The organism is Caballeronia sp. LZ065, assembly GCF_031450975.1.
GTDB lineage: Bacteria > Pseudomonadota > Gammaproteobacteria > Burkholderiales > Burkholderiaceae > Caballeronia.
Window position 1 is genome coordinate 783,964 of record NZ_JARUXV010000001.1, and the last position, 25,742, is coordinate 809,705.

The following is a 25,742-nucleotide window of genomic DNA, read 5'->3' on the forward strand; positions in this document are numbered from 1 at the left end:
ATCGATGGCGGCAGCAGCGCGCTATCGGGAACGCGCAGCGAGTGGCGGGAACCCGGATACGTCCATGCTGTGGACGTGCGCGTGCGGACATGCGTGGGATGCGTCGCTCGAAGCGTCGCAGAACGTGCGGTGCATGAACTGCGCGTTGCAGCGTCCCGATGCGGCGACGCGACGTCTGCGCGACATGGCACAGGCACGCGGCGGCTTGCTGCTCTCGCCAGGCTATGTCGATGACGCCACGCCGCTTCAATGGCAGTGCGCGTACGGTCATGTCTGGAGCGCCCGTGCAGAGCTTGCGCCGCGCGTCTGGTGCGCGGAGTGCGCACGAAGGGTTTTTTCGCGATATCGCTGAATGTGTTTCGTCGTTCAGCGTTGGACTTCAGCGTGACAGCAAAAGAAAAAGCCGGCGCAAGCCGGCTTTTGAACATCGTGTTGTCGGAGCGTCGGCTTGTTTGCCTGCGACTCACAGGGCCGTTGTCAAAAGCATGCGCGTGTTGTTGTTGTGATCCAGCTTGTGCGCTCTGCTTCCATCAACGAACCGTTCGAGTGCCGCCCATCCTGTTTCTCGGTCTCTCAGCGCGCCGTACTGCTTCCCCCCGTGCGCTAAGGACAAGTATCGTGAGCGTTGATTCGTCTGACTGTACGTTTGCAAACACTTGTTCCCGTTGCTGCACGCTTTGCGGGAAAGTACGGATGTCATGTGTTGCGAACACGCCACCGATCATCAGGCATCACGCAACTTGAGCGCGCTTGAGACTCGAACGCATGCTCGCGGCGAGCAGCGATTGCGTGACCATCCGCGCTTCCGCCTGGGCGATATGTTCGAGCGTCGCTTCCTCCAGTTGCTGACCGAAGAGCGCGAGCGCCGTGCAGAGTTGAGCGTGCGCGTCGGCATCGAGAATCCATGTGCCTTCGGCGGAGTGTCGGTTATCCAGTGCGACGAGCGCTTCGTGCGCGACCGTGATGTCGTCGGCGCAATCGGCTGCGTGGCCGAGCTGACACAGTTCCTCGGCGACCAGCAGATGACGGCACAGTGTCATGAAGAGCGTCTGCGAGCCGTGGCCACGATCGAATGCGTCGAGTGCGGCGTAGCACTGCAACAACATGCCGTCGATCATCGGCTCGCGCGCCGCGCGGCTGTACGTCAGCGAGCGGAGCAACGGCGACATGGCCGGACGGCTGGATTTCATGCTGCTCGATTTCTTCTTCACAGAAGCACTCCCGATTGAGTTTCTCGCGTGGGCCGACGCGCTGCGCGACGCCGGGACGCGGGTTGCGCGGATGCATTCGACATGGAATGCATCTTCGCACCGGAAAATTAGGCTTGTCTTAAGCGATGAGTCTTTTGTCTCAGGCGGGCGTCAAGGTCTCACCCGACACACGCACCTTCTGGCCGACCGCCACGCCCGGCGCGGCGTCGTAGTTGAAGCTGCGAAGATTGCCGTCGTTCATGCGGACCTGCACTTGATAGGTGGTCGTCTTGTGCACGACATGCTCGATCTGGTTGCCCGCGAGGCCCCCGCCGATCGCGCCGAGAATCGTCGCTGCCGTGCGGCCGCGGCCTTGGCCGATCTGCGTGCCCGCGAGGCCGCCGACCACCGCGCCGCCGACCGCACCGATGCCCGTCGTCGGTTGCGCGGTCTGCACGGCGTTGACGGCGGTCACCTGGCCGGCGTAGGGATCGTAGGCGGGGACGGGATTCTGCGCGGGCTGGACGGTCTCGCGAACCGGCTCGACGGGGCGGGCAGGGTTCACGTGATGTCCGCGTACTGCGCGGGGCAGGGGGGTGTTCTTCTGGCTCGCTGACGGCGAGGGTGACGATGCCGCTTTGGCCACCTGCGTGTCGACGAGCGGCGACGCGGTGACCGTGTTGGCGGTGGCCTTCGAAGACGGCAGCAGCCCGGTCATCGCCGCGATGCCGGTGCCGCAGGCAAGGATCACCGATACGGCCGCAGCCGCGACCAGCGGATGAATGCGCGAGGCTTTCGTCGGGACGTCGGACGGGATCTGGGGAAGGGCGTTCATGGCGGTGACTCCGGTTGTCGGCATGCGAAGCGCGGGTGCCTGTCTGCCATAAACGCGATGCGGCGCGCGCGGTGGACGCGAGAGGTGTGACATTTGTAAGCAAACTTCGCGGGGATGCCTTTGCGCCGTCTTTCTTTCAACGTGGGATTGAGCGGCTGAGATTGCCGATCTGGTGATGAACAACACCCCCTTCATCCGTGGGCTCATATTCGCGTGCGAGAATCGGGCGCAATGGTGATGTGCGCCGCCTGAATCGACTGACACCGAACTTCAAGACATGTCAAAGCACGAAGAAGACGAGTTTGAGATTGACGAGAACCCTGTTCACGTCCGGGTCATGCCGGACTATGCGTCGAACTGCATCTGGCACTTCGACGGCATGCACATGGATCCGGAAGAACTTCCGGTGCCGAACGACTTGAAACTTCGGCTCGCGCAGTGGGCCGACTGGTACAACATCAACGATGATTTCAAGCCGCCGGAGGAGCGTCAGAACCGGTTGAACTGGGACAAGTTCAATGCGGAAGGACTCGCGATTGCACGCGCTATCAAGCGAGCACTGCCCGCTTGGACTGTGGTCTGGTGGGATGGAAAAATTCTGAGCGAGCTTGTGGAGCTAGGCGAGACGCCGCAACGCAGTCTTTACACATTTGAAGTGAGGTCGGACGGCACGCTTGAACCTCTGGAGAACGAGCCGAACGCATAGCGCGGACACAGGTATGGGTGCGTCATGGCATGTTCTCCGAATCCGTCTCCAGAGCATCGCTGGAACCTGACACGCGCCGCTTCAAAGGACTCTTGCCGCGAGGACTCTTGCCGCGCAGACGCAAAAAAGCCGCTGTCCTTTTAGAACAGCGGCTTTTTTCTTGAAGCTGGTGGCGAATCAGGGATTCGAACCCCGGACCTGCGGATTATGATTCCGTCGCTCTAACCGGCTGAGCTAATTCGCCGAAAGACGAGATTATGCAGAGGGCGGTTCGGGCTGTCAAGCCTCTCCCAGCGATTTCTTAAGACGGCCCGACCCAGCCTCCTCAATCCTCGTGATACACGTTCGACTTGCGCGTGTCCTTCACGAACAGCATGCCGATCACGAACGTCGCCAGCGCAATCACGATCGGATACCACAGCCCCGAGTAGATATCGCCCTTGGCCGCGACGATCGCGAAGGCCGTCGCCGGCAGAAAGCCGCCGAACCAGCCATTGCCGATGTGATACGGCAGCGACATCGACGTATAGCGGATCCGCGCCGGGAACATCTCGACCAGCATCGCCGCGATCGGCCCGTACACCATCGTCACGAAGATCACGAGGATGGTCAGGACCACGATCGCCATCGGCCAATTGATCAGCGCCGGATCGGCCTTTGGCGGATAGCCCGCGCTCTTCAGCGTGCCGGCGAGCGTCTTGTCGAACGCGGCGCCCTGGGCCTTGGCGTCGGCGCCCTTGCCGTCATAGGTGTTGACGACTGTTTCGCCCACCTTGATCTGCGCCTGCGTGCCCGCCGGCGCCGCCACGTTCTCGTAGTTCAGGCCGGCCTTCGACAGCGCGCCCTTCGCGATATCGCACGACGACGTGAATTTCGCCGTTCCCACCGGATTGAACTGGAACGAGCACTCGTCCGGATTGGCGATCACGACGATCGGAGACTTTTGCGTCGCGGCCTCGAGCGTCGGATTGGTGTAGTGCGCGAGCGCCTTGAACAGCGGGAAGAACGAGAGCGCCGCGATCAGGCAGCCGGCCATGATGATCGGCTTGCGTCCGATGCGATCCGAGAGCGAGCCGAAGAACACGAAGAACGGCGTGCCGATCAGGAGCGCCACGGCGACCATGATGTTCGCGCTGGTGCCGTCCACCTTGAGCGTCTGCGTGAGGAAGAACAGCGAATAGAACTGGCCCGTGTACCACACGACCGCCTGGCCCGCCGTCAGGCCGAACAACGCCAGCAGCACGATCTTCAGGTTCTTCCACTCGCCGAACGCTTCGGTGAGCGGCGCCTTCGAGGTCTTGCCTTCGGCCTTGATGCGCTCGAACACCGGCGATTCATGTAGCTTCATCCGGATCCACACCGAAATGGCCAGCAGCAGGATCGACACGAGGAACGGGATGCGCCACGCCCACGCGCCGAACTGTTCTTCCCCAACCGCCGTGCGCACCGCGAGAATCACGATCAGCGAGATGAACAGGCCGAGCGTCGCCGTGGTCTGGATCCACGCCGTCCACGCGCCGCGCTTGTTCGAAGGCGCGTGCTCCGCGACGTAGGTCGCCGCGCCGCCGTACTCGCCGCCGAGCGCCAGGCCCTGCAACAGACGCATCGCGATGAAGATGACCGGCGCCGCGATGCCGATCGTCGCGTAACCCGGCAGGAAGCCGATCAGGAACGTCGACAGGCCCATGATGACGATCGTCACGAGGAACGTGTACTTGCGCCCGACCATGTCGCCGAGCCGCCCGAACACGATCGCGCCGAACGGACGCACCGCGAAGCCCGCCGCGAAGCCGAGCAGGGTGAAGATGAAGCCGGCCGTCGGGTTGACGCCCGAGAAGAAGGTCTTGCTGATGTACACGGCGAGCGAGCCCGCCAGATAGAAGTCGTACCACTCGAACACCGTCCCGAGCGACGAAGCGAAGATGACCTTCTTTTCGTCCGCCGTCATCGGTGCGTGCGAAACGCGCCCCTCAACCGTAGCCATGTACCGCCTCCTGTGCTGATTTGAATTTTTCGAATATATCGGTCCGCGACCTGGCGGCTCCGGTGCAACGATTATTGGAACGAAAACTTACGGCGTTCTGACGCGCGGCGTCAGGCCGTCAGATGCGCTATTGCTGGCTGAACGCCCCGATTTGACGGAATCGTGGTGCAAACGATCGTCTATTTTCGGGCAACGTCGGGCTTCTGACGCCCGAGAAGGGAAGAATCGATCCTGACGGTCAGGGTTTGTCCCGGGCAGGATAAACCCGCTTAAGACTGACCCGCACAAGGGTTCCAGCCAGCCGTGGACTGTCCTGATACACGTGATCCTCGATCGCGAGCGTGCCGCCATGCATCGTCGTGATCTCCTTGACGATCGCAAGCCCCAGCCCGCTGCCGTCGCCTTCGCGCCCGAGAATGCGGTAGAACCGCTCCACCACGCGCCCGCGCTCCGCCGCCGGAATGCCCAGCCCCGAGTCTTCCACTTCGAGATGCACGAGGTCGAGGTGAGCGTCATCCATCCGCACGCGCACGGTGATGCGCCCGCCCGCGGGCGTGTAGCGGATCGCGTTGTCGATCAGGTTCGAGAGCATCTCCCGCAGCATCACGACATTGCCTTCCACCTCCACCGGATGCGGCGGCTCCTCGAAGCCCAGGTCCATGCGCTTGGCGAGCGCAGGCTGCACCCAGTCGCGCACCGCGAGCCGTGCGAGCGTCGTCAGCTCGATGCGCGAGAAAATGCCGCCCGCCGCGCGATTCTCGGCACGCGCCAGCGCCAGCAGTTGCGTGACGAGGCGGGCCGCGTGTTCGGAACTCGTCGCGATCTGCTCCAGCGAGCGCTGCACCTCCGCCGACACCTCCTGGCGCATCGCGAACTCGGCCTGCATGCGCAAGCCCGCGAGCGGCGTCTTCATCTGATGCGCGGCATCGGCGATGAAACGCTTCTGGAACTCCATGTTCTGTTCGAGCCGCGTGAGCAGATCGTTGAACGAGGCGACCAGCGGCGCGATCTCCGGCGGGGCGCGGTCCGCTTCCAGCGGCGAAAGATCGTCCGGACGACGCGCCCGGATGTTCGACTGCAGCGCATGCAGCGGCGCGAGCCCGCGCGACAGGCCGAACCACACCAGGATGATCGCGAGCGGCAGGATCACGAACTGCGGCAGGATCACGCCCTTGATGATGTCGTTGGCGAGCTGGCTGCGCTTGTCGAGCGTCTCGGCGACCTGCACCAGCACCGGCTGGGTGCTGGCCGGATCGCGTCCGGGCGCGAGTCCGGGCAGATCGACCGTGGTGTAGGCGACGCGGATGTCGTTGCCACGCAATACGTCGTCGCGGAATTCGACGATGCCGGGCTGCGGCCGGTCGTCGTCGTGCGGCAGCGGCATGTCGCGGTCGCCGCCGACCAGCTCGCCGCGCGTGCCGAGCACCTGGAAGAACACGCTGTCGATGTTGTCGGCGCGCAGGAAGTCGCGGGTGGCATCGGGCAGGCGCAGCTCCGCGACGCCGTTGACCGGCTGGATCTGCCGCGCCAGCACGTAGGCGTCGGCTTCGAGCGCGCGGTCGAAGGGCCCGTTGGCGATCGACTTGGCAACGAGATAGGTCACCGCGATGCTCATCGGCCAGAGCAGCAGCAGCGGCGCCAGCATCCAGTCGAGAATTTCGCCGAAGAGCGAGCGCGGATGCGCGTGCGTATCGGGTTCGAGTTCGTCGGGCGGCGCGAACGGGTTGGCGTAGCGCGCGTCGCGCAGCGTGTCGGAGTCGGCGGAGGCGTCAGCGGAGGGCTTCGGCGCGCGCGATTCAGTGGAAGCCGACGACGCCATACCGCCTACTTGTAGTGATGGCTGGCGGGCATCGGGTCGGCCGGCGGCTGCGGCCCCGCGCCATTCGACGACGCGCCCGTTTTCTCCAGCGTGTAACCGAGCCCGCGTACCGTGATGATCTTCGCGCCGCTCGGCTCGATCTTCTTGCGCAGCCGGTGCACGTAGACCTCGATGGCGTTGTTGCTGACTTCCTCGCCCCACTCGCACAGATGATTGACGAGCTGTTCCTTCGACACGAGCCGGCCGCTTCGCTGCAGCAGCACTTCGAGCACGCCAAGTTCGCGCGCGGACAAGTCGATGACCTGCTCGCCGATCGTCGCGATGCGCCCGACCTGGTCGAAGCAGAGCGAGCCGTGCTTCACGACCGTCGGGCCGCCGCCGGCGCCGCGCCGCGTCAGCGCCCGCACGCGCGCTTCGAGCTCGTTGAGCGCGAAGGGCTTGGCCATATAGTCATCCGCGCCGAGGTCGAGTCCCTTCACGCGTTCGTCGACGCTGTCGGCGGCGGTGAGGATCAGCACGGGCATCTGCGAATTGCGTGCGCGCAGGCGGCGCAGCACCTCCAGGCCGGGCATCAGCGGCAAGCCGAGATCGAGGATCAGGAGGTCGAAAGTCTGTAGCGAAAGGGCGGTATCCGCCTCGACGCCATGCTTCACATGATCAACGGCATAGCCCGATTGGCGGAGTGATCGGACGAGACCGTCCGCGAGTATGCTGTCGTCTTCGGCAATGAGGATTCGCATCGTCGTGTGCGCCTTGGTACGCCCCATGCGCGGCGAAGCGCAGCGGCATTGCCGGCACCGAATGTCGCCCGGCGCGGCGGTCTCCAGGTGTATTTGCAGTTCTTGCGCAGGGGTGTGCAACTTGCGTGACGCGGAAAAAAAGCTGCGTCGCGGCGCTACCCGCTTGCAAAAACTACTGTTTTTTTATACAGTGTCTGCGTGCGTGTGAAAAGGCCTTTCGAGAAGCTCGTTCGAGCAGCGAAAATGCCCGTGAACACTGCCTCAGACGCCGTTCATCATAGCAAAGGACGATTCATGGAAGAAAGCAAGAAAGGCCCGGCTGGAATGACTGCGGAAAAGAGCAAGGCCCTGGCCGCCGCGCTCGCGCAGATCGAAAAGCAATTCGGCAAAGGGTCGATCATGCGGCTCGGCGCAGGTGAGGCGGTCGAAGACATTCAGGTGGTGTCCACCGGTTCGCTCGGTCTGGACATCGCGCTCGGCGTCGGCGGTTTGCCGCGTGGCCGAGTGGTGGAAATCTACGGTCCGGAATCGTCGGGCAAGACCACGCTCACGCTGCAGGTCGTTGCCGAAATGCAGAAGCTCGGCGGCACGGCGGCCTTCATCGACGCGGAACACGCGCTCGACGTTCAATACGCAGGCAAGCTCGGCGTGAACGTGTCGGAGCTGCTGATCTCGCAGCCGGACACGGGCGAGCAGGCGCTCGAAATTGCGGACGCGCTGGTGCGCTCGGGTTCCATCGACATGATCGTCATCGACTCTGTGGCTGCTCTCGTGCCGAAGGCGGAAATCGAAGGCGAAATGGGCGACTCGCTGCCGGGTCTTCAGGCGCGTCTGATGTCGCAGGCGCTGCGCAAGCTTACCGGCACCATCAAGCGCACGAACTGCCTCGTCATCTTCATTAACCAGATCCGCATGAAGATCGGTGTGATGTTCGGCAATCCGGAAACCACCACCGGCGGCAATGCGCTCAAGTTCTACTCGTCGGTGCGTCTGGATATCCGCCGCATTGGCTCGATCAAGAAGAACGACGAAGTCATCGGCAATGAAACGCGCGTGAAGGTCGTGAAGAACAAGGTCGCGCCGCCGTTCCGCGAAGCCATCTTCGACATCCTGTATGGCGAAGGCATCTCGCGTCAGGGCGAAATCATCGACCTTGGCGTGCAGGCCAAGCTGGTCGACAAGGCCGGTGCCTGGTACAGCTACAACGGCGACCGTATCGGTCAGGGCAAGGACAATGCGCGTGAATTCCTGCGCGAGAATCCGGACATCGCGCGCGAGATCGAGAACAAGATCCGCGAATCGCTGGGCGTGGCTGCAATGGGTGAAGCGGTTGTCGCCAAGGCCGTAGTGGCCGACGAAGAATAAGCGTCGAGCCTGAAGGACGATGCTCAGGCGCCGGCCCGGTTCGAAGGCAAATTCGAAGACGGATTCGAAGGCTGATTCGAAGCTCGGTTCGGCGGATGAGGCTAACGAAGAAGGTGGCGCATCTGTCGATCGCTATGAAAGAAGCAGCGAACGGCGCGGTGCCTCGTCCAAAGGCGCATTCCCACGCGGCGACAAGAAACGCGCCGACGCGAAGAAGTCTTTCGCGTCGGCGCGTCGCGTTTCCGGGGCAAGCATGGGCGGTCGGTCGGACGAGCCGGCTTCGGCATCGGATATCGCGCCTGCATCGGACGCCTCGGACGCTCAATCCAATGCAAGCGACGCAAGCCCTCGCTCAACGCGTCTCGCACACGCTCGCGTCCTGCTGAAGCAGGCTACCGAACAGCCACAGGCTCCGCGTGCCAAGTGCGCACCGGGCTCAGTCGGGCCCGCGTCCGCCCCCCGGTTCGCTCAGCCAGCGCCTCCATCATTCACAGATCCCTTCGACGACGCCGACCCGTTCGAGCCATTCGAGCAATGCGCGCCTGAGGAAGCACCATCGGCCGTGGCGGAAGAAGCGGTGTTCACGCGCACAAGCCAGCGCACACGCAAGACTTCAGTTGCGGAGGCGAACGACCCAAGGCGTCCGAAGCGCTCGTTAAAAGGGCGGGCGCTTGCGGCACTGTCGCGTCGCGAATATAGCCGTGCCGAGTTGTCGCGAAAGTTGAGTCCCTACGTCGGTGAAGCCGATTCCCTCGACGCCGTGCTTGACGAACTGGAGCGCGACGGCTGGCTGTCGAACGAACGCTTCGTGGAAAGCGTCGTGCATCGGCGGGCCGCGCGCATGGGCGGCAGCCGGATCATCGGCGAGTTGAAGCGCCATGCGGTCGGCGAGTCGCTCATCAGCGAGACCGCCGACAAGCTCGCGCAAACCGAGACCGCTCGCGCGCAGGCGGTCTGGGAGAAGAAGTACGGCGCCTTGCCGGAGACGCCCGCGGAACGCGCCAAGCAAGCGCGCTTCCTGGCGGCGCGGGGTTTCTCCGGTGGCACGATCAGCAAGATCCTGAAGGGTGGCGACGAGGACTGGAGCGAAGAGATCGTCGACGACTGAGCGCCGCCGCCCGAGCCTGCATCGCGCCACATGAACCGGCGCACTACACAGCGCACTACACAGCGCACTACCAAGGGCATGACCCAGCGCACGCCAGCCGCATGCGCCAACCCTCAGGGCCATGTCCGGCCGGAAATACCCAATATGCTAAAATCGCACGATTTTCTCCGTACCGGCTCACTCCAGCATGCCTCTCTCGCCTTCCGCTCCCCGACACTTGCGCCATCGACGCGCAATTCGGCTGGAAGCCTTCGAGCGCGAAGATGGTCTGTGGGATATCGAAGCCTGTCTAACCGATGAGAAACCGCGCGACTTCACACTCGCGACGGGCGTCCGGCCGCTCGGCCTGCCGATCCATGAACTCTGGCTGCGCATTACCATCGACCGCAATTGCACCATCGTCGGCGCGGAAGCATCGTCCGACTGGTCGCCCTATGGCGAACTGTGCGCCGAGTCCAACACGGCTTATCGCAAGCTCATCGGCCTCAACCTCCTGCAGAATTTTCGCCGCGAAGCCAATCAGGCGTTGCGCGGCACGGCCGGCTGCACGCATCTCACGGAACTGTGCGGCGTGCTGCCGACCGCGGCCGTCCAGGCCTTCGCGGGCGATGTCTGGAAGATCGAAAACGGCAACCCGTTCAAGCGTGCCGACGCCAGCCAGCCCGACCGCAACGCGCCCGAAGAGCCGCCGTTCCAGCTCGGCCGCTGTCACGCGTTGCGTTTCGACGGTCCCGCGGTCAAGGAACATTACCCGCGCTGGTTCGGCTACACGCCGGCAGAAAAAAAATCCACGGTCGCCATGCAAGATGCAAGCGCGCAAACCAGCGAGCAAGCAGACCCGAAAGACAGGCGGGAGACATAGTTCGCCTCGTGCAGCGCACGCGCTCACGCGGTCGCACGGCATTCAAACAAGAATCGAAGAATCAGCGGTTCAAACACATAGAAGTTCACTCCAACTCTCAGACTGAAGGAATCACGCATGAAGATTCACGAGTACCAGGGTAAGGAAATCCTGCGGAAATTCGGCGTCGCGGTCCCGCGCGGCACACCCGTGTTCTCGGTGGATGATGCGGTCAAGGCCGCGGAAGAGCTGGGCGGCCCGGTTTGGGTCGTCAAGGCGCAGATCCACGCTGGCGGCCGCGGCAAGGGCGGCGGCGTGAAGGTCGCGAAGTCGATCGAACAGGTCCGCGAGTACGCGAACCAGATCCTCGGCATGCAGCTCGTCACACACCAGACCGGCCCGGAAGGCCAGAAGGTGAACCGCCTGCTGATCGAAGAAGGCGCGGACATCAAGAAGGAACTGTACGTCGGCCTCGTGCTGGATCGCGTGACGCAGAAGGTCGTCGTGATGGCGTCGAGCGAAGGCGGCATGGACATCGAGGAAGTCGCGGAAAAGACGCCGGAACTGCTGCACAAGTTCGCCGTCGAGCCGTCGACCGGCCTGCAGGACAAGGACGCGGACGACCTGGCCCGCAAGATCGGCATTCCGGACGCATCGATCCCGCAAGCGCGCGCGATCCTGCAAGGCCTGTACAAGGCGTTCTACGAAACCGACGCATCGCTCGCGGAAATCAATCCGCTGATCGTGACCGGCGACGGCAAGGTGATCGCGCTCGACGCGAAGTTCAACTTCGACGCGAACGCACTGTTCCGCCACCCGGAAATCGTCGCGTACCGCGATCTGGACGAAGAAGATCCGGCTGAAGTCGAAGCGTCGAAGTTCGACCTCGCGTACATCTCGCTCGACGGCAACATCGGCTGTCTGGTGAACGGCGCGGGTCTCGCAATGGCCACGATGGACACCATCAAGCTGTTCGGCGGAGAGCCGGCCAACTTCCTCGACGTCGGCGGCGGCGCCACGACCGAGAAGGTCACGGAAGCCTTCAAGCTGATGCTGAAGAATCCGAACCTGAAGGCGATCCTCGTGAACATCTTCGGCGGCATCATGCGCTGCGACGTGATCGCGGAAGGCGTGATGGTCGCGTCGAAGGCGGTGGACCTGAAGGTGCCGCTGGTCGTGCGCATGAAGGGCACGAACGAGGACCTCGGCAAGAAGATGCTGGCGGATTCCGGCCTGCCGATCATCTCGGCTGACAGCATGGAAGAAGCTGCGCAGAAGGTCGTCGCGGCTGCCGAAGGCAAGTAAGCGCACGCGCTGCCTGCCTTAGAAGAGCGTTCCACCAGATACGAATGGCGGCGCGGGGCCCAGGCCTTGGCGACGCCAAACGAACAGAGGTCACTACATGTCGATTCTGATCAACAAAGACACGAAGGTCATCACGCAGGGCATCACCGGAAAGACCGGTCAGTTCCATACGCGCGCCTGCCGCGAATACGCGAATGGCCGTGAAGCCTACGTCGCGGGTGTGAACCCGAAGCGCGCGGGCGAGGATTTCGAAGGCATCCCCATCTATGCGTCCGTCAAGGAAGCAAAGTCCGAAACCGGCGCCACGGTTTCGGTGATCTACGTGCCGCCCGCGGGCGCTGCCGCGGCGATCTGGGAAGCCGTCGAAGCCGATCTCGATCTCGCGATCTGCATCACGGAAGGCATTCCGGTTCGCGACATGCTCGAAATCAAGGACCGCATGCGCCGCGAAAACCGCAAGACGCTGCTGCTCGGACCGAACTGCCCCGGCACGATCACGCCGGACGAGCTGAAGATCGGCATCATGCCGGGTCACATCCACAAGAAGGGCCGCATTGGCGTGGTGTCGCGCTCGGGCACGCTGACGTATGAAGCAGTCGGCCAGCTGACGGCGCTGGGTCTTGGCCAGTCGTCGGCGGTCGGTATCGGCGGCGATCCGATCAACGGTCTGAAGCACATCGACGTGATGAAGATGTTCAACGACGATCCGGATACGGACGCCGTCATCATGATCGGCGAGATCGGCGGCCCGGACGAAGCGAACGCGGCCTACTGGATCAAGGACAACATGAAGAAGCCGGTGGTCGGCTTCATCGCGGGCGTCACGGCGCCTCCGGGCAAGCGCATGGGCCACGCAGGCGCGCTGATCTCGGGCGGTGCGGACACGGCGGACGCCAAGCTCGAAGTCATGGACGCGTGCGGCATCAAGGTCACGAAGAACCCGTCCGAGATGGCCCGCCTGCTGAAGTCGGTCATCTAATACCGAAGCGGACAAACTACGCGAGGGTTTGGTACTCTTACTGATTCCTTTCGTATGAGCCGATGCCAAGCGAGGGAGCGTTGCTTCCTCGCTTTTTTTTCGCCTCCGTTTTCGCTCTGCACCATGCTCGAATTCTTCTCTACGCTTCACTGGGGCGCCGTCGTCCAGATCATCGTGATCGACATCCTCCTCGGCGGCGACAACGCCGTCGTCATCGCGCTCGCGTGCCGCAATCTGCCGGACCGGCAGCGCACGCGCGGCATCGTGTTCGGCACGCTCGGCGCCATCATCCTGCGCGTCGTGCTGATCGCCTTCGCGGTGCTGCTGCTGGACATTCCCTTCCTCAAGTTCGTCGGCGGGCTGCTGCTGCTGTGGATCGGCGTGAAGCTGCTCCAGCCGGAGCACGGCGAGCACGAGATCGACGCATCCGACCGTCTCTGGGCCGCGGTGAAGACCATCATCGTCGCGGATGCCGTGATGAGCCTCGACAACGTGATCGCCATCGCGGGCGCGGCGGAGGCGGCGGATCCGCGTCATCGGCTGACGCTGGTGATCTTCGGCTTGGTCGTCAGCATTCCGCTGATCGTGTGGGGCAGCACGCTGGTGCTGAAGCTGATCGACCGCTTTCCGATGGTCGTGCTGCTCGGCGCGGGGCTGCTGGGCTGGATCGCGGGCGGCCTGATCATCGATGATCCGTTCATCGACCGCTGGCCCGCGCTCAACACCGAGTTCGCGATCTACGCGGCGCGGGTGGCCGGCGCGGTGCTGGTTGTCGCCCTTGGATGGTTGCTCAAGCGGCGCGCGCTCGAAGCGGGGAGGCGTGCGGCGGGCTGAGGCCTTGTTGGACCTAGGCCATTCGGACGACTGTCGCCGAAGGCTCGCTCTGAATACGATCGAAGCGTCCTGTTCGCATTGCGCGGCAGGGCGCTTTTTTCGTTTTCCCGGGAGCAGAGATGACAACGTTGTTGCTAGGTGTGATGCACGCGCCGCGCGAGCCGCGCGTGTGGTGGTTGGGACGGGCCAGGGACATGCTGGTGCGGGGCTTTACGCTCATTGAGTTGATGATCGTGCTGGCGATCGTGGGCGTGGTCGCGGCCTACGCGATTCCTGCCTATCAGGATTATCTGGCGCGCAGCTGGGTGGGCGAGGGCATCGCGCTGGCGGCCTCGGCGCGGCTGGCGGTAGCCGAGAACGCGGCCAGCGGCGCGGACTTCGCGGGTGGCTACGCGTCGCCGCCGGGTACGCGCAATGTCGAGTCCATTCACGTCGATAGCGACACGGGGCAGATCACCATCGCGTATTCGACCCGCGTCGCGCCGGCGGGCTCGAACACGCTCGTGCTGGTTCCGTCCACGCCGGACAACGCCGAGACGCCCACCGCCCGCGTGACGCTGAGTCGCGGCGTGGTGCAGGCGGGCTCGGTCACGTGGGAATGTTTTGCGGCGGCAAAGACGGTTTCGTCGTTGCCGCCGCCGGGCTCGGGACCGCTGCCGGTTGATCCGCCCACCTTGGCGGCCAATCTCGCGCCGCCGGAGTGTCGTGCTTGATGGGCATATGAGTCGAGCGGCGTGAAGCGGGTCACCGCGGTAAAGAACGCATCGAAGCGCGGCGGCAGCATTTACGGGGCCGCCGCGCCGTGCGGGTCGTTTTTGCGGCAAAGGCGGGGTTTTCGTCGTAATTCCGTTCGTTCGACGGACAGCGGGGGCAAAGTTTTGTATAGTGCGCCGGTTCCCGACGTTCCCAGTCCCTCATGCCTTCCCAATCTGCGCGTTATCTTTGTTTTGCGGTCCTGTGCCTGGCGTTGACGATCCCTTTCGCCGTCGTCAACCACACGTATCCGATCCCGACTTTCTACGCCGAATACAGTGCGCTCGCGCTCTACCTGGCGCTCGGCGCGACCGTGGCGTTGCTGGTGCGCGTGGCGGAGCCGAAGGTGTCGTTCGCCTCGCCGGTCGTCGCGTTGATGCCGCTTGCCTTCGGCGTGCTGCTGGTCGCCCAGACCGCGTTGCTGCCGATCGCGCAGCCCTCCATGAACTGGCTGGGCGGCGCCTATCTGCTGGCGTCGTTCGTCGCCGTGCATACGGGTTTCGGGCTCGTGCGCGCGGGGCTCGGTGAGAAGGCGCTGCGCGTCGGCGCGGCCGCGTTGATGCTCGGCGGACTCTTTGCGGTGTTTTGCCAGGTCGTGCAGCTGTTTCATCTCGAAGTGAAGTTCACGCCCTTCGTGGTGGCCTACAACGTCATGACCGAGCGGCGTCCCTTCGGCAACATGGCGCAGGCGAATCACCTGGCCACGGTCATTGCCTTCGCCATGGCGGGCGCGCTGTTCTTCGTGCAAACGCGTCGGTTGCCGCTGGTGGTGTGGGTGGCGGTGTCGGTGGTGTACTCGCTCGGGCTGGCGTTGACGGTGTCGCGCGGGCCGTGGCTGCAGACGGCGGTGATCGTCGTCGGCGGCTTGTGGATGGCGTTGGTGCAGGGAAGGCCGCGCGCGTCGGACGGCTTCGACGGACCGGGCAAGCGCGACCTGCGCGCGTGGCTCGTGCCGCTGCTGCTCGCCGTCGTGTTCTTCGCGGTGAATGCGGCGGTGCGCTGGGCCAATACCCGTTACGACTTCGGCCTGGCGCAGTCGGCGGCGGAACGCATGCAGGACGCGAACCAGATCGCGCCGCGTCTTGCGCTATGGAAGTACGGCTGGACGATGTTCAGGACGCATCCGCTGCTGGGCGTCGGCTGGGGGGAGTTTCCGCGCTATCAGTTCGACCTCGTGCGCGATCTCGGCGGCGTCGAGATCGCCAACAACGCGCACGACATCTTCATCGACCTGCTTGCGAAGACCGGCGTGCTCGGCGTGGCGATCCTCGTGGCGGGCGTCGTGTTCTGGTTGATTCGCGTACTGCGGGCGCCGCATACGCCGGCGCGTATTTTCGGGCTGTCGCTGCTCGGCGTGCTGATGATGCATGCGCTCGTCGAATATCCGCAGCAGTACATGTTCTTTCTGATGCCGGCGATGCTCGTCATCGGTTTGCTGGACACGCGGCCGTTACGGCTCGTCGCACGGCCGGTGTCGTATGGCGTGTATGTCGTGCTGGTGCTGGGCGGGCTGGCCGCGCTGTATCCGACGCTGCGCGACTACAACCGCGCCGAGGTGCTGTATTACGGGTCGCGGCCAGCGGAGCAATATCGTGACGCGCCGTCGTTCCTGTTCACGGCGTGGGGCGAATACGGGGCGGCGACGCTCTTGCCGATCAACGCGCAGAACGTGCAGGCGAAGCTTGCGGCGCACCGGAAGGCGATCGCGCTGTTGCCGGGAGAGACGGTCCTGCGCCGCTATGCGGTGCTTCAGGCGCTTGCTGGACAGAGAGCCGAGGGGCTCGATACGATGGCCCGTCTCAAGATCTTCGCTACCGAGTTGCACGACTGGCCCAAGCAACTGGCGGCGGTGTATGGATTGATCGATGAGGCGGGGACGCCGCTCACCGCGTTCAAGGCGGATCTGATCAGGTTGTATGGGATGCCGAAGGACGAGCCGGCTTCGGCGGACGGAGATGATGAGGACAGTGATTGAGGCTGGGGAATCGAGGCGGGCGAGGGTGCGTTTTCACAGCGCGCAGACGACAGTGCGTCCGGTGCGCTCGCGGCCTCAAACGCAGCGGCGCGGAATGGACGAACAGGTCGGTGACGGTTGATGAGCAAAGCAGCCGTTTTGCCCATGCCAGTGCGACGCGAGCGGCCTCGGATCCCGGAGCACCGGAGTCACTTCGCCACCCAATCCCCCGACTTCCCTCCATGCTTTTCCATGACCCGCACGTTGTTGATGGTCATCCCCCGATCCACCGCCTTGCACATGTCATAAATCGTCAGCAACCCGACCTGCACGGCGGTCAGCGCTTCCATCTCCACCCCAGTCCGTCCCACCGTCTCCACGCGCACTTCGCAATGCACGCCGGGCAGCGCCTCGTCGATCGAAAAATCCACCGCAACCCGCGTGAGCGCCAGCGGATGGCATAGCGGGATCAGATCGGCGGTGCGCTTCGCGCCCTGGATCGCGGCGATGCGCGCGACGCCCAGCACATCGCCTTTCTTCGCGCGGCCTTCGCGAATCAGCGTGAGCGTGGCATCGAGCATCACAATGGAACCGCGCGCGACCGCGACACGGCGCGTCTCGTCTTTAGCGCCGACATCGACCATGTGCGCCTCGCCGGCGGCATCGAAATGGGTGAGTCCGGACATGGCGTCTCCTTCGAAATGGGCGCCTATCATAACAGCGTGGAGAGGCGCGGTTCTTGGCCCGCGGACCCCGGTTGCATCAACACTCAGGCGCCAAATCCGGCCGCCGTGCGCCCTACACTTGATACGATAAGCCCGTTCCCTTTTTCCAGCCGGCTGCCGGTTCCGCATCGCCTTCGCGTCATGCCTTCGACACGTCCGAGCCGCGTGCTCGTCTTCCTGCTGTGCCTGGCCCTCGCCACGCCGCCCGCCGCGCTGGCGCAATCTGGCGCGCCTGTCGAGAGCGCGAACACCACGAACACCACGAACACGTTCGGCGGCACCGGAACGCTGGCCGCATCACAACTGCGCTCGGCGCAGGAAAGCAACAACCCCGGCGACCTGCCCGGCAACGTCGCGGAAGGCGTCTTCGGCGTCTATGGCGGCGCGGAAAGCCGCTTCGCCAACCGCCCGGGCACAATGTCCGGCCTGCGCGCACCGCTCTCGTCGGTGCAGTTGCCCGATCTCGGCGACGGCTCCGGCGGCTCGCTGACGCCGCAAGCCGAGCGTCGCGTCGGCGAACGGGCGATGCGCGAAGTACGCGCCGACCCCGACTACCTCGACGACTGGCTGATCCGCGACTACCTCGACTCCGTCTCCTCCAAGCTGTCCGCCGCGGCCGCGACGCAGTATCTCGGCGGCTATCGGCCGGACTTCGACCTGTTTGCCGTACGCGACGCCCAGATCAACGCGTTTTCCATGCCTGGCGGTTTCATCGGCGTGAATACCGGGCTGATCGCGGCGACCCAGACCGAATCGGAGCTGGCGTCGGTCATCGGTCATGAAATGGGACATGTGCTCCAGCGGCACATCGCGCGCATGCTCGGCGCGCAGGAAAAGAACACGTACACCGCGCTCGCCGGCATGCTGGCCGGACTGCTCGCCGGCCTGCTCGCGCACAGCGGCGATCTCGGCATGGGACTCGCGATGGGCGGCCAGGCGCTGGCCGTCGACAACCAGCTGCGCTTCTCGCGCGCGGCCGAGCACGAGGCCGATCGTGTCGGCTTCCAGATGCTGGCCGCCGCCGGCTACGATCCGTACGCGATGGCCGCGTTCTTCGAACGCCTCGACCGCTCGACGATGGCCGACAACGGCGTGCCGCCGTATGTGCGCACGCATCCGCTCACGACCGAGCGCATCGCCGACATGGAAGGCCGTGCGCGGCGCGTGCCGTACCGGCAGCCGCGTCAGTCGACCGAATACGCGTTCGTGCGTGCCCGCGCGCGGGTGCTGCAAGTGAATTTCGCGAGCGACTATCGCGAGGTGGCGAGCCGCCTGAAGGCCGAAATCGACGATCAGACCGCGCTCAATCCCGCCGCGAACTGGTATGGGATTGCACTGGCGCAAACACTGACCGGCGACTACGCCGCCGCCAAGGAAGCGCTTGCCCGCGCGCGCAAGCTCTTCGAGGGGGAGGAAGCGAGCAGCGCGGCGGCATCGGCGCAGGTTCGGCAGGAGATTGAGAAGGGGAAGGGCACAGCGGCATCGAGCGCGAGGCCCGCGACGCCGCCGCCGCGCACCGAAACCGCCGCCGATGCGAGCCCATCGCTGCGCAATGCGGATTCGCTGATGACCGCGACGCCGCTCGACCGCACGCACGCGTCGCTCGATCTCGGCCGCGTTCTCGCCCCGCCGAAGCCTGCGTCGGTGCCTCAGGCGCGCTCCGTCGATATCGCGCTGGCGCCGGTGCGCATCAAAGGCGGCCCCGCGCCCGTGCCTAAAACGCCGGCCGCTCCGGCGCTCGTTCGCAGTTCGCCCAGCCTTGACGTACTCGCCGCCGACATCGCACGGCGCGCCGGCCGGCTGGACGATGCGATCCGGCTGGCGGCGAACGCCAGGAAACGCTGGCCCGAGTCGCACGCGGCGCTGGATGTGCAGCTGCAATCGCTGCTGGCCGCGCACCGCTATGGCGAAGCGCAGACGCTGGCGCGCCAGGAAACCCGCGCGGAACCGGCACGCCCCGACTGGTGGCTCTATCTCGCGCAGGCGAGCAAGGGACTCAACGACCCGTTGCAACAGCATCAGGCCATGGCGGAGAAACTCGCGCTGGACGGCGCGTGGCCGTCCGCGATCCGTCAGTTGAAGGAGGCGCGCGACGTGAAGAACGCAAGCTTCTACGATCTGTCCGCCATTTCAGCGCGTCTGCTCGACTTCGAGACGCGCTACAAGGAAGAGCGCGAACAGGAGAAAAATGGCTAGTCAGCCCGCCGCCGCGGCCCGCGTCGCGGGACTTGCCACGAAGCCGAAGCGTTCCGCGACCTGTTCGCGCGCGATCGGGCTCACGGGAAGATCGGCGTCGTCGCGCCAATGGAACACGCCGCCCGCGCCGGCTTCGTCGAGCGAAGCATGGTTCGCGAAGATTTCGAGATCATGGTCATGCAGCGCGGCGATGCGCGCAGGCGTGGCGTCGTCCGAGAACAGGATGTTGCCTTCGTCATCCAGCCACGCGCGCGCCGGTTCGAAGTCGGCGCCGGCCTGGTCCGTCAGGCGCACACTCCCGTCCACCTCCAGCAGACGCACGATCCACGGCGTATAGCCCAGTTCGACATACACCCGCTGCGGCCCATTCTGGAAGAACCACTGGCCTTCGGCATCGCGTTCGTAGTTGCGGTTGATGAAGCCGAGCAGCGCGTCGTGGCGGATCGGCGTGCCGGGTTGTCCGGCAGCTTGCGCGGCGTCGTCGCGCATGCGCCACTGGCCGCGCCGGTCCAGCATCAGCCAGCCCGTGCAATGCGGCACGTTGGGCCATTTGGCGAGCGCCTGCCTGACGATGTCATCCATGATCGATCACGAAACGAAGTGCTCCAGATAGCCGAACACGCGTAGCGACAGCCAGTCGATGCGGCCCGGAAACGGCCCGGTCATGAAGCCGACGTGTCCGCCGTGATTCGGCTGATCGAGCGTGACGCGCGCCGAGACTTCCGCTTGCGACGGCAGCGCGAATTCCGGCAGGAACGGGTCGTTGCGCGCGTTCAACAGCAACGCGGGCACCTTCACATGCTTCAGATGAGCGCGGACGGTAGCGGTCGACCAGTAGTGGTTGGTGTCGCGGAAACCGTGCACGGGCGCGGTGACCACGTTGTCGAACTCGTAAAGTGTGCGGGCCGCGAGCACGGCCTCGCGGTCGTACAGGCCCGGATACTGCCCGAGCTTCGCCAGCGCCTTCTTCTTCAGCGACTTGAGGAAGCTGCGCGTGTACACCATGCCGAAACCGCTCGAGATCGCTTCGCCGCCCGCGTGTACGTCGAGCGGCGCGGAGATGGCCGCCGCCGCGCGGATGATCGACGCGTCGCTGCCGCGCTCGCACAGCCAGTGCAGCAGCACGTTGCCGCCCAGCGAGACCCCCGCCGCGACGATCGGCCCGCGATGCCGCTGCGCGAGCCGCCGCAGGATCCAGTCGGCCTCAGCGCCGTCGGCGAGGTGATAGAAGCGCGGCAACAGGTTCAACGGCCCACTGCAACTGCGGAAATGCGGCACCACGCCGTGCCAGCCGCGCGCCTGGGCCGCGGCCATCATCGTGCGGGCGTAGTGGGAGTCGGAGTTGCCTTCGAGACCGTGGAACAGCACGAAGAGCGGGGCGGTCGCGGCGGGTTCGGAGGCCGGGTCGTGCGCGAGGAAGTCGAGGTCGATGAAATCGCCATCCGGCGTGTCCCAGCGCTCGCGCCGGTACTGCACGGCGGGTTTGCGGCCGAACAGCGCGGGCACGATGGTTTGCGCATGGCTCGTCGGGAGCCAGCGCGGCGCGCTGTAGAGCCAGTCCGCCGCGCCCGGCGTGAGCGCCCGCACGGCGTCGCGCAGGGCCATGGCAGGCGCCTTGTCCACGAACGACGAATCGTGTGTCAACAACGGATCGCGCTTCATGGCCCCTCCCCGACAAACGTCTTGTTCAGCGCTTCATTATTCTTAATGCAGCGGTCCCTGACCGTGCCGCAGCTTGGCCGCGTACTGTCCCGCTGTTTCCATCGGCATGGCGCTCGCGTGAATGTGCGCGATACGCCATTCGCCGCGCTCGTGAACCATCACGTAGGTCGTGTAGACCATGCGCGGCACGCCGTTCGACGCCGCCGCCGGCTGATGCGCCTCCGCAATCGCGTAGACGACCGTGCCGAGACTGTCGTACACGCGGATGTCGAGCGGCTCGATGGTGACCGGCTGCGCTTCGAATTGCTTGCCGAGACCCGCGCGGATGCTCTCCAGCCCGTGCAGATGCGTACCGTCCGGACAAACGCACGTGGCGAATTCCTCGTCGAGCCACAACGACATGACCGCGTCGATGCTGTTGTCCGCGACGGCCTGATAGTAGGCATTGAGAGTATCGGCGGCGGCTTCGAAGAGGCGGGCGAAACGTGGCATGGCTCGTGGGTCTCTGGCTTTCGATGCGGGCGCCGTCCGTGTTGCCTTGCTGCCGCGGATAGCGGCAGGGCGGCGCGCTGCATCAGTCATTGGTCAAAGCATGCCCCCGTTCGGAGACATTCGCGTGTCCGCGCCCGCACACACGGCAGCTAACCGCCCGAAACCGCCGTATCAGGAAAACGGCCGAAGCGGGGAGATTTCAGCGATGCGCGAGCAGCATGCCGCGCAAGTCGCCGAAAACCTGTTCGGCGGTGAGTTCGCGAAGGCAGTTCAGATGGCCGAGCGGACACTCGCGGGCAAAGCACGGACTGCATTCAAGATGCAGCCATTGTACCTTTGCGAGATCAGACAAGGGCGGCGTATGGCGCGGGTCGGTCGAGCCGTAGACCGCGACCAGCGGCCGTCGCGACGCCGCCGCGACGTGCATCAGGCCGGAATCGTTGGTGACGACCGCGCTGGCCCGCGAAATCAGCGCGCAGGCCTCGCCGAGCGAAGTCTGGCCGCACAGGTTGCGCACGTTGGGCGCGCGGTCCGCGATGGCCTGCGCGATCGGCGCATCCTTCTTCGAACCCAGCGCGACGATGCGCGCATACGGGAACGACTGCGCGATGAACTGCGCGAGCGACGCAAAGTGCTCGGGCGGCCAGCGCTTGGCCGGGCCGTACTCCGCGCCCGGGCAGAACACGACGAGCGGCGTGCGCGTATCCAGATTGAAGCGCGCCGAGACGCGCGCGGCTTCGTTCGGATCGGATTCGAGGCGCGGCACCGGCAGCGTCTGCGCGTCGGGACGGGTGGCGGCCTCAGGCTGCGCGAAGCGGTCGACGAACGGCAGCTTCGCGCCGGGCGCGTAGGCGAGCGCGGCGTAATGCGCGGTCATCGGCGGCCGCTCGGTCTTCGGCGGATTCGCGTGCCGCACGTTCAGCAAGCCGTAGCGGCTCTCGCCCTTGTAGCCGATGCGCAGGTTGATGCCCGCCATCCACGGAATCAGCGCGGACTTCACGGAGTTGGGCAGCACGTAGGCGGCGTCATAGCCGACGTCGCGCAGGTCGCTCGCCAGCTGCCAGCGGCGCAGCAACTGCAGCTTGCCGTGCGCCAGGTCAGTGGCGTAGACGTCGCGGATCTCGGGCATGCGCTCGAGCACGGGCGCGACCCAGGAGGGCGCGACGGCATCGATCGCGATGCGCGGATGCAGCTTTCGCAGAAGCGTGAAAAGCGGCTGCGCCATCAATGCGTCACCGATCCAGTTCGGTGCTATAACCAGCGCGCGGCGCATCTGTCTTTATCCGATCTCAAAAAAGAAACGCGGCCCGTCATCTTGGGGCGGGTCGGCGGGTGTCGTGGGTGGTGTGAAGCCGCGGGCACGTGCCCGGCGGGCGAGCGCCGGGGGCTGCCCGCGCGGAGGTCGGAAGGCGTCAGTGGCCGCCCTTGATCACTTCGCCGTCTTTCAGCTTGTAGCGCGTGCCGCAGTAGGGGCAGCGCGCTTCGCCGTGCGTCACGTCGATGAACACGCGCGGGTGCGTGCTCCAGCGCTGCATCTTCGGGTTCGGGCAGAAAGCGGGCAGGTCCTTGGCGGTCAGTTCCACCAGCGGCATTTCCTTCAGGTCGCTCATTGCTATCTCGTATCAGGTGTCGTGCGTTGCGTTGCGTTGCATTGCGGGCCGGAGCGGGCGGACCACGGCGGACGCGCGCGCCCGCCGTGTCGATGGACGCCTCGCTCAGACCTTCGAGAGCCAGCTCGCGTACTTCTCGTTCTTGCCGCCGACCACGTCGAAGAAGGCGCTTTGCAGCTTCTCGGTGATCGGGCCGCGCTTGCCGGCGCCGATGGTGCGGTTGTCCAGTTCGCGGATGGGCGTCACTTCGGCGGCGGTGCCGGTGAAGAAGGCTTCGTCGCAGGTGTAGACCTCGTCGCGCGTGATGCGCTTCTCGATCACCGGAATGCCGAAGTCGCGCGCCAGCGTGATGACCGTGTCGCGCGTGATGCCGTCCAGGCACGAGGCCAGGTCGGGCGTATAGATCTTGCCGTTGTTCACGAGGAAGAAGTTCTCGCCCGAGCCTTCCGAGACGTAGCCGTCGACATCGAGCAGCAGCGCTTCGTCATAACCGTCCGTGACGGCTTCCTGGTTGGCGAGAATCGAGTTCACGTACCAGCCGGACGCCTTGGCGCGCACCATCGACACGTTGACGTGATGGCGCGTGAACGACGACGTCTTCACGCGAATGCCCTGGTTCAGGCCGTCTTCGCCGAGATACGCGCCCCACGGCCACGCCGCGATGGCCACATGGATGGTGTTGCCCTTGGCCGAGACGCCCAGCTTTTCCGAACCCACCCAGATGATCGGGCGCAGGTAGCACGATTCCAGATGGTTTTCCTTCACGACTTCGAGCTGCGCTGCTTCGAGCGTGGCCTGGTCGAACGGCACGTCCATCTGGAAGATCTTGGCCGAGTTGAGCAGGCGCTTCGTGTGTTCCTTCAGGCGGAAAATGGCGGTGCCCTGCGCGGTCTTGTACGCGCGCACGCCTTCGAATACGCCCATGCCGTAGTGCAACGTGTGCGTCAGGACGTGGATCTTGGCATCACGCCAGTCGATCAGCTTGCCATCCATCCAGATCTTGCCGTCGCGGTCGGCCATTGACATACGGTTCTCCTAGCTCTCGTTCAAGTGGGGTCGGGCAGGCCGCCCGGCGGTGAGGGGCGGCGCTCGTGCGCGGGTTTGCGTGCGGTTCCTGCGACGCAGAGTGGGACATGCCTGCGGGAGGAACGCGCGCCCGAGGCGCAAAGGCGGCGAAAGAGCGTCATTTTAGCGTCTTTTCGCAACGAAACCGATCTGGGCGCGTCTTTCACGACGCTATAATTTGCCTTTCGCCGCGGCCTGCCCGCTCGATCGATCGCCGCAGCCGAACCGCACGGTCGAAAACCTCCGGCGGCTCGTCCGTGCCCGCGCCTGCAACCCGGGCCCCGGGTTTCGAGGCCCGCCGCCCGGCTTCTCATCCAGGCCTTGCCCCGATCCATGTTCGACCGGCTGTCCGACACCAATCGCCGCGCCTTTTTCGAGGGCGTGCGCACGTTCTCTCCCGCCGTCCTGGCGACGCTCTCCTGGGGCCTTGTCACCGGCATCGCGATGACCAAGTCCGTGCTGACGGTGCCCCAGGCGCTCGGCATGACCGTCATGGTGTACGCGGGCTCCTCGCAACTGGCGTGCTGCCGCTCTTCGCCGCCAAGCTGCCGCTCTGGACCATTCTGCTGACCGCCGGGATGGTCAATCTGCGCTTCGTGATCTTCAGCGCCGGCCTCGCGCCGCATTTCTCCTATCTTCCGCTGAAGCGCCGCCTGATGCTCGGCTATTTCAACGGCGACATCGTCTACCTGATGTTCTCGAAGCGAAACTACGCGACCGGCTGGCAACCCGGCAAGGAAGCGTTCTTCTGGGGGCTGGTCGCGTGCAGCTGGGGGTCCTGGCAGATTTCCTCGGTGCTCGGCATCCTGCTGGCGAGCCTGATTCCTGACAACTGGGGCCTGGAACTCGCCGGCACGCTGGCGTTGCTGCCGCTGATCGTCTCGGCGATCGCCACGCGCTCGACCTTCGCGGCGGTGGCGGTGGCGAGTGTGGTGGCGCTGCTGTCCTTCGACCTGCCTTACCGGCTGGGCTTGCCGCTGGCGGTGTTCGCCGCGCTGTTCGCCGGGACGCTGGCGGACCTGATCACCGACCGCGCCCGCCCGAAGTTGCCGAACACCTCGAAAGCCCCGAAACCTCCAGAAACCGACCCCGCGAGGACCGTCCGATGAGCGCGCTGCAAATCTGGCTGGCGATCGTCGCGATGTGCCTCGTCACCGCGCTGACGCGCACGCTGTTCCTGATCGGCGGCGAGCGCATGGTGCTGCCGGCCGCCGTGCAGCGCGCGCTGCGCTACGCACCCGCCGCCGCGCTCACGGCCGTGGTCGTGCCGGATCTGCTGGAAACGTCCACGGGCATTTCGCTCGCGCTGTCGAATCATGCGCTGTGGGCGTCGGTGGCCGCGCTCGCGTACTACCTGTGGCGGCGCGGCATGATGGGCACGATCGCCGTCGGCATGCTCGTGTTCACGCTGCTGCGGCTCGTCGCGTGAGGCGAAAGGGCCTCGCCAAATACGGGTCATCATCGATTGCCAGCTAAAAGCATTCAGGGTGATCGGTTAAAATGTGCGTCTTTTCCGAGTGAGCGAGGTCGAAAGTGTGTCCGGCAGTCACCCCGCTACGGTTGTCCACTTCGTCGCGCA

The 25,742-nt window shown here is 65.0% G+C and carries 24 protein-coding genes, 1 tRNA gene and 1 pseudogene; 13 read left to right on the top strand and 13 right to left on the bottom strand.

Annotation, left to right across the window (positions count from 1 at the left end):
* Positions 1-64 precede the first annotated feature (64 nt).
* A complete protein-coding gene (locus QCE63_RS03685; protein ID WP_309830637.1) occupies positions 65-352 on the top strand; it encodes a hypothetical protein in 288 nt (95 codons plus the stop codon).
* 379 nt (positions 353-731) lie between these two features.
* On the opposite strand, the gene QCE63_RS03690 is transcribed toward QCE63_RS03685, so the two are convergent.
* Positions 732-1,211 carry a hypothetical protein gene (locus tag QCE63_RS03690; protein ID WP_404990079.1) on the bottom strand — a complete coding sequence of 160 codons (480 nt, stop codon included), beginning with the start codon at positions 1,209-1,211 and terminating at the stop codon, positions 732-734.
* A gap of 139 nt (positions 1,212-1,350) precedes the next feature.
* The gene (locus QCE63_RS03695; RefSeq protein ID WP_309830640.1) at positions 1,351-2,025 is read right to left on the bottom strand and encodes a glycine zipper 2TM domain-containing protein; all 675 of its coding nucleotides are present in this window, start codon (positions 2,023-2,025) and stop codon (positions 1,351-1,353) included.
* Positions 2,026-2,302: 277 nt separating this feature from the next.
* Here QCE63_RS03695 and QCE63_RS03700 point away from each other — a divergent pair, with 277 nt between their 5' ends.
* Complete coding sequence (locus QCE63_RS03700; protein ID WP_309830642.1) at positions 2,303-2,731, top strand: hypothetical protein; 429 nt, start codon at positions 2,303-2,305, stop codon at positions 2,729-2,731.
* A 167-nt stretch (positions 2,732-2,898) separates the two neighbouring features.
* Here QCE63_RS03700 and QCE63_RS03705 read toward each other — a convergent pair.
* The 4 genes from QCE63_RS03705 to QCE63_RS03720 all read right to left on the bottom strand — a co-directional run bounded on the left by QCE63_RS03705 (position 2,899) and on the right by QCE63_RS03720 (position 7,274).
* Positions 2,899-2,975 (bottom strand) — tRNA-Met (locus tag QCE63_RS03705).
* Positions 2,976-3,056: 81 nt separating this feature from the next.
* Positions 3,057-4,715 carry an MFS transporter gene (locus QCE63_RS03710; RefSeq protein ID WP_309830644.1) on the bottom strand — a complete coding sequence of 553 codons (1,659 nt, stop codon included), beginning with the start codon at positions 4,713-4,715 and terminating at the stop codon, positions 3,057-3,059.
* A 238-nt stretch (positions 4,716-4,953) separates the two neighbouring features.
* On the bottom strand, positions 4,954-6,534 hold the full coding sequence (locus QCE63_RS03715; RefSeq protein ID WP_309830646.1) for a sensor histidine kinase N-terminal domain-containing protein: 1,581 nt from the start codon (positions 6,532-6,534) through the stop codon (positions 4,954-4,956).
* A 5-nt stretch (positions 6,535-6,539) separates the two neighbouring features.
* Positions 6,540-7,274: a response regulator transcription factor gene (locus QCE63_RS03720; RefSeq protein ID WP_309830648.1), complete on the bottom strand. Its 735-nt coding sequence runs from the start codon at positions 7,272-7,274 to the stop codon at positions 6,540-6,542.
* A gap of 294 nt (positions 7,275-7,568) precedes the next feature.
* Here QCE63_RS03720 and recA point away from each other — a divergent pair, with 294 nt between their 5' ends.
* The 8 genes from recA to QCE63_RS03760 all read left to right on the top strand — a co-directional run bounded on the left by recA (position 7,569) and on the right by QCE63_RS03760 (position 16,434).
* Complete coding sequence (gene recA / locus QCE63_RS03725) at positions 7,569-8,639, top strand: recombinase RecA (RefSeq protein ID WP_309830650.1); 1,071 nt, start codon at positions 7,569-7,571, stop codon at positions 8,637-8,639.
* A gap of 253 nt (positions 8,640-8,892) precedes the next feature.
* Entirely contained in the window at positions 8,893-9,747 is an 855-nt protein-coding gene (recX, locus tag QCE63_RS03730) for a recombination regulator RecX (protein WP_309830652.1), read from the top strand.
* Between the two features lie 187 nt (positions 9,748-9,934).
* A complete protein-coding gene (locus tag QCE63_RS03735) occupies positions 9,935-10,609 on the top strand; it encodes a DUF2889 domain-containing protein (RefSeq protein ID WP_309830656.1) in 675 nt (224 codons plus the stop codon).
* 102 nt (positions 10,610-10,711) lie between these two features.
* The gene (gene sucC / locus QCE63_RS03740; RefSeq protein ID WP_309833670.1) at positions 10,712-11,893 is read left to right on the top strand and encodes an ADP-forming succinate--CoA ligase subunit beta; all 1,182 of its coding nucleotides are present in this window, start codon (positions 10,712-10,714) and stop codon (positions 11,891-11,893) included.
* A gap of 97 nt (positions 11,894-11,990) precedes the next feature.
* Positions 11,991-12,872, top strand: a complete 882-nt coding sequence (gene sucD, locus QCE63_RS03745; protein ID WP_309830658.1) for a succinate--CoA ligase subunit alpha — start codon at positions 11,991-11,993, stop codon at positions 12,870-12,872.
* Positions 12,873-12,995: 123 nt separating this feature from the next.
* Complete coding sequence (locus QCE63_RS03750; protein WP_309830659.1) at positions 12,996-13,706, top strand: TerC family protein; 711 nt, start codon at positions 12,996-12,998, stop codon at positions 13,704-13,706.
* 143 nt (positions 13,707-13,849) lie between these two features.
* Positions 13,850-14,419 carry a pilin gene (locus tag QCE63_RS03755; RefSeq protein WP_404990112.1) on the top strand — a complete coding sequence of 190 codons (570 nt, stop codon included), beginning with the start codon at positions 13,850-13,852 and terminating at the stop codon, positions 14,417-14,419.
* Between the two features lie 203 nt (positions 14,420-14,622).
* Positions 14,623-16,434 carry a Wzy polymerase domain-containing protein gene (locus tag QCE63_RS03760; protein ID WP_309830661.1) on the top strand — a complete coding sequence of 604 codons (1,812 nt, stop codon included), beginning with the start codon at positions 14,623-14,625 and terminating at the stop codon, positions 16,432-16,434.
* Between the two features lie 188 nt (positions 16,435-16,622).
* Here QCE63_RS03760 and moaC read toward each other — a convergent pair whose 3' ends face one another.
* Positions 16,623-17,099 (bottom strand): cyclic pyranopterin monophosphate synthase MoaC, encoded by a 477-nt coding sequence (moaC, locus tag QCE63_RS03765; protein ID WP_309830663.1) that lies wholly within the window; start codon positions 17,097-17,099, stop codon positions 16,623-16,625.
* Between the two features lie 180 nt (positions 17,100-17,279).
* Between moaC and QCE63_RS03770 the strand changes: the two genes are divergently transcribed.
* Entirely contained in the window at positions 17,280-19,334 is a 2,055-nt protein-coding gene (locus QCE63_RS03770; protein WP_309830665.1) for a M48 family metalloprotease, read from the top strand.
* Here QCE63_RS03770 and QCE63_RS03775 read toward each other — a convergent pair whose 3' ends face one another.
* The 6 genes from QCE63_RS03775 to QCE63_RS03800 form a co-directional block, all read right to left on the bottom strand.
* Positions 19,335-19,916 (bottom strand): DUF2946 family protein, encoded by a 582-nt coding sequence (locus QCE63_RS03775; protein ID WP_309830667.1) that lies wholly within the window; start codon positions 19,914-19,916, stop codon positions 19,335-19,337.
* A 6-nt stretch (positions 19,917-19,922) separates the two neighbouring features.
* Positions 19,923-20,996 (bottom strand): alpha/beta fold hydrolase, encoded by a 1,074-nt coding sequence (locus tag QCE63_RS03780; protein ID WP_309830668.1) that lies wholly within the window; start codon positions 20,994-20,996, stop codon positions 19,923-19,925.
* A 42-nt stretch (positions 20,997-21,038) separates the two neighbouring features.
* A complete protein-coding gene (locus tag QCE63_RS03785) occupies positions 21,039-21,488 on the bottom strand; it encodes a nuclear transport factor 2 family protein (protein ID WP_309830670.1) in 450 nt (149 codons plus the stop codon).
* Between the two features lie 199 nt (positions 21,489-21,687).
* Entirely contained in the window at positions 21,688-22,761 is a 1,074-nt protein-coding gene (waaF, locus tag QCE63_RS03790) for a lipopolysaccharide heptosyltransferase II (protein ID WP_309830672.1), read from the bottom strand.
* Positions 22,762-22,900: 139 nt separating this feature from the next.
* Positions 22,901-23,098, bottom strand: a complete 198-nt coding sequence (locus QCE63_RS03795; RefSeq protein WP_309807346.1) for a zinc-finger domain-containing protein — start codon at positions 23,096-23,098, stop codon at positions 22,901-22,903.
* Positions 23,099-23,203: 105 nt separating this feature from the next.
* Positions 23,204-24,124, bottom strand: a complete 921-nt coding sequence (locus tag QCE63_RS03800) for a branched-chain amino acid transaminase (protein WP_309830674.1) — start codon at positions 24,122-24,124, stop codon at positions 23,204-23,206.
* Between the two features lie 372 nt (positions 24,125-24,496).
* On the opposite strand from QCE63_RS03800, the pseudogene QCE63_RS03805 reads away from it, so the two are divergent.
* Both QCE63_RS03805 and QCE63_RS03810 read left to right on the top strand, forming a co-directional pair.
* Positions 24,497-25,272: pseudogene (locus tag QCE63_RS03805) on the top strand (AzlC family ABC transporter permease).
* Positions 25,269-25,592, top strand: coding sequence for an AzlD domain-containing protein (locus QCE63_RS03810; RefSeq protein WP_309830677.1), 324 nt, complete (start codon positions 25,269-25,271; stop codon positions 25,590-25,592). Before QCE63_RS03805 ends, QCE63_RS03810 begins: the two are co-directional and overlap by 4 nt.
* Positions 25,593-25,742 lie beyond the last annotated feature (150 nt).

What these genes read in the sequence shown, in the direction of transcription:
- QCE63_RS03780 (WP_309830668.1), bottom strand. Translation starts at nt 20,996, where the DNA reads ATGAAGCGCGATCCGTTGTTGACACACGATTCGTCGTTCGTGGACAAG.
- moaC (WP_309830663.1), bottom strand. Translation starts at nt 17,099, where the DNA reads ATGTCCGGACTCACCCATTTCGATGCCGCCGGCGAGGCGCACATGGTC.
- QCE63_RS03715 (WP_309830646.1), bottom strand. Translation starts at nt 6,534, where the DNA reads ATGGCGTCGTCGGCTTCCACTGAATCGCGCGCGCCGAAGCCCTCCGCT.
- QCE63_RS03685 (WP_309830637.1), top strand. Translation starts at nt 65, where the DNA reads ATGCTGTGGACGTGCGCGTGCGGACATGCGTGGGATGCGTCGCTCGAA.
- recX (WP_309830652.1), top strand. Translation starts at nt 8,893, where the DNA reads ATGGGCGGTCGGTCGGACGAGCCGGCTTCGGCATCGGATATCGCGCCT.
- QCE63_RS03810 (WP_309830677.1), top strand. Translation starts at nt 25,269, where the DNA reads ATGAGCGCGCTGCAAATCTGGCTGGCGATCGTCGCGATGTGCCTCGTC.
- QCE63_RS03755 (WP_404990112.1), top strand. Translation starts at nt 13,850, where the DNA reads ATGCACGCGCCGCGCGAGCCGCGCGTGTGGTGGTTGGGACGGGCCAGG.
- recA (WP_309830650.1), top strand. Translation starts at nt 7,569, where the DNA reads ATGGAAGAAAGCAAGAAAGGCCCGGCTGGAATGACTGCGGAAAAGAGC.
- QCE63_RS03695 (WP_309830640.1), bottom strand. Translation starts at nt 2,025, where the DNA reads ATGAACGCCCTTCCCCAGATCCCGTCCGACGTCCCGACGAAAGCCTCG.
- QCE63_RS03760 (WP_309830661.1), top strand. Translation starts at nt 14,623, where the DNA reads ATGCCTTCCCAATCTGCGCGTTATCTTTGTTTTGCGGTCCTGTGCCTG.
- sucD (WP_309830658.1), top strand. Translation starts at nt 11,991, where the DNA reads ATGTCGATTCTGATCAACAAAGACACGAAGGTCATCACGCAGGGCATC.
- QCE63_RS03710 (WP_309830644.1), bottom strand. Translation starts at nt 4,715, where the DNA reads ATGGCTACGGTTGAGGGGCGCGTTTCGCACGCACCGATGACGGCGGAC.
- waaF (WP_309830672.1), bottom strand. Translation starts at nt 22,761, where the DNA reads ATGCGCCGCGCGCTGGTTATAGCACCGAACTGGATCGGTGACGCATTG.
- QCE63_RS03770 (WP_309830665.1), top strand. Translation starts at nt 17,280, where the DNA reads ATGCCTTCGACACGTCCGAGCCGCGTGCTCGTCTTCCTGCTGTGCCTG.
- QCE63_RS03735 (WP_309830656.1), top strand. Translation starts at nt 9,935, where the DNA reads ATGCCTCTCTCGCCTTCCGCTCCCCGACACTTGCGCCATCGACGCGCA.
- QCE63_RS03700 (WP_309830642.1), top strand. Translation starts at nt 2,303, where the DNA reads ATGTCAAAGCACGAAGAAGACGAGTTTGAGATTGACGAGAACCCTGTT.
- QCE63_RS03800 (WP_309830674.1), bottom strand. Translation starts at nt 24,124, where the DNA reads ATGTCAATGGCCGACCGCGACGGCAAGATCTGGATGGATGGCAAGCTG.
- QCE63_RS03785 (WP_309830670.1), bottom strand. Translation starts at nt 21,488, where the DNA reads ATGCCACGTTTCGCCCGCCTCTTCGAAGCCGCCGCCGATACTCTCAAT.
- QCE63_RS03795 (WP_309807346.1), bottom strand. Translation starts at nt 23,098, where the DNA reads ATGAGCGACCTGAAGGAAATGCCGCTGGTGGAACTGACCGCCAAGGAC.
- QCE63_RS03720 (WP_309830648.1), bottom strand. Translation starts at nt 7,274, where the DNA reads ATGCGAATCCTCATTGCCGAAGACGACAGCATACTCGCGGACGGTCTC.
- QCE63_RS03750 (WP_309830659.1), top strand. Translation starts at nt 12,996, where the DNA reads ATGCTCGAATTCTTCTCTACGCTTCACTGGGGCGCCGTCGTCCAGATC.
- QCE63_RS03775 (WP_309830667.1), bottom strand. Translation starts at nt 19,916, where the DNA reads ATGGATGACATCGTCAGGCAGGCGCTCGCCAAATGGCCCAACGTGCCG.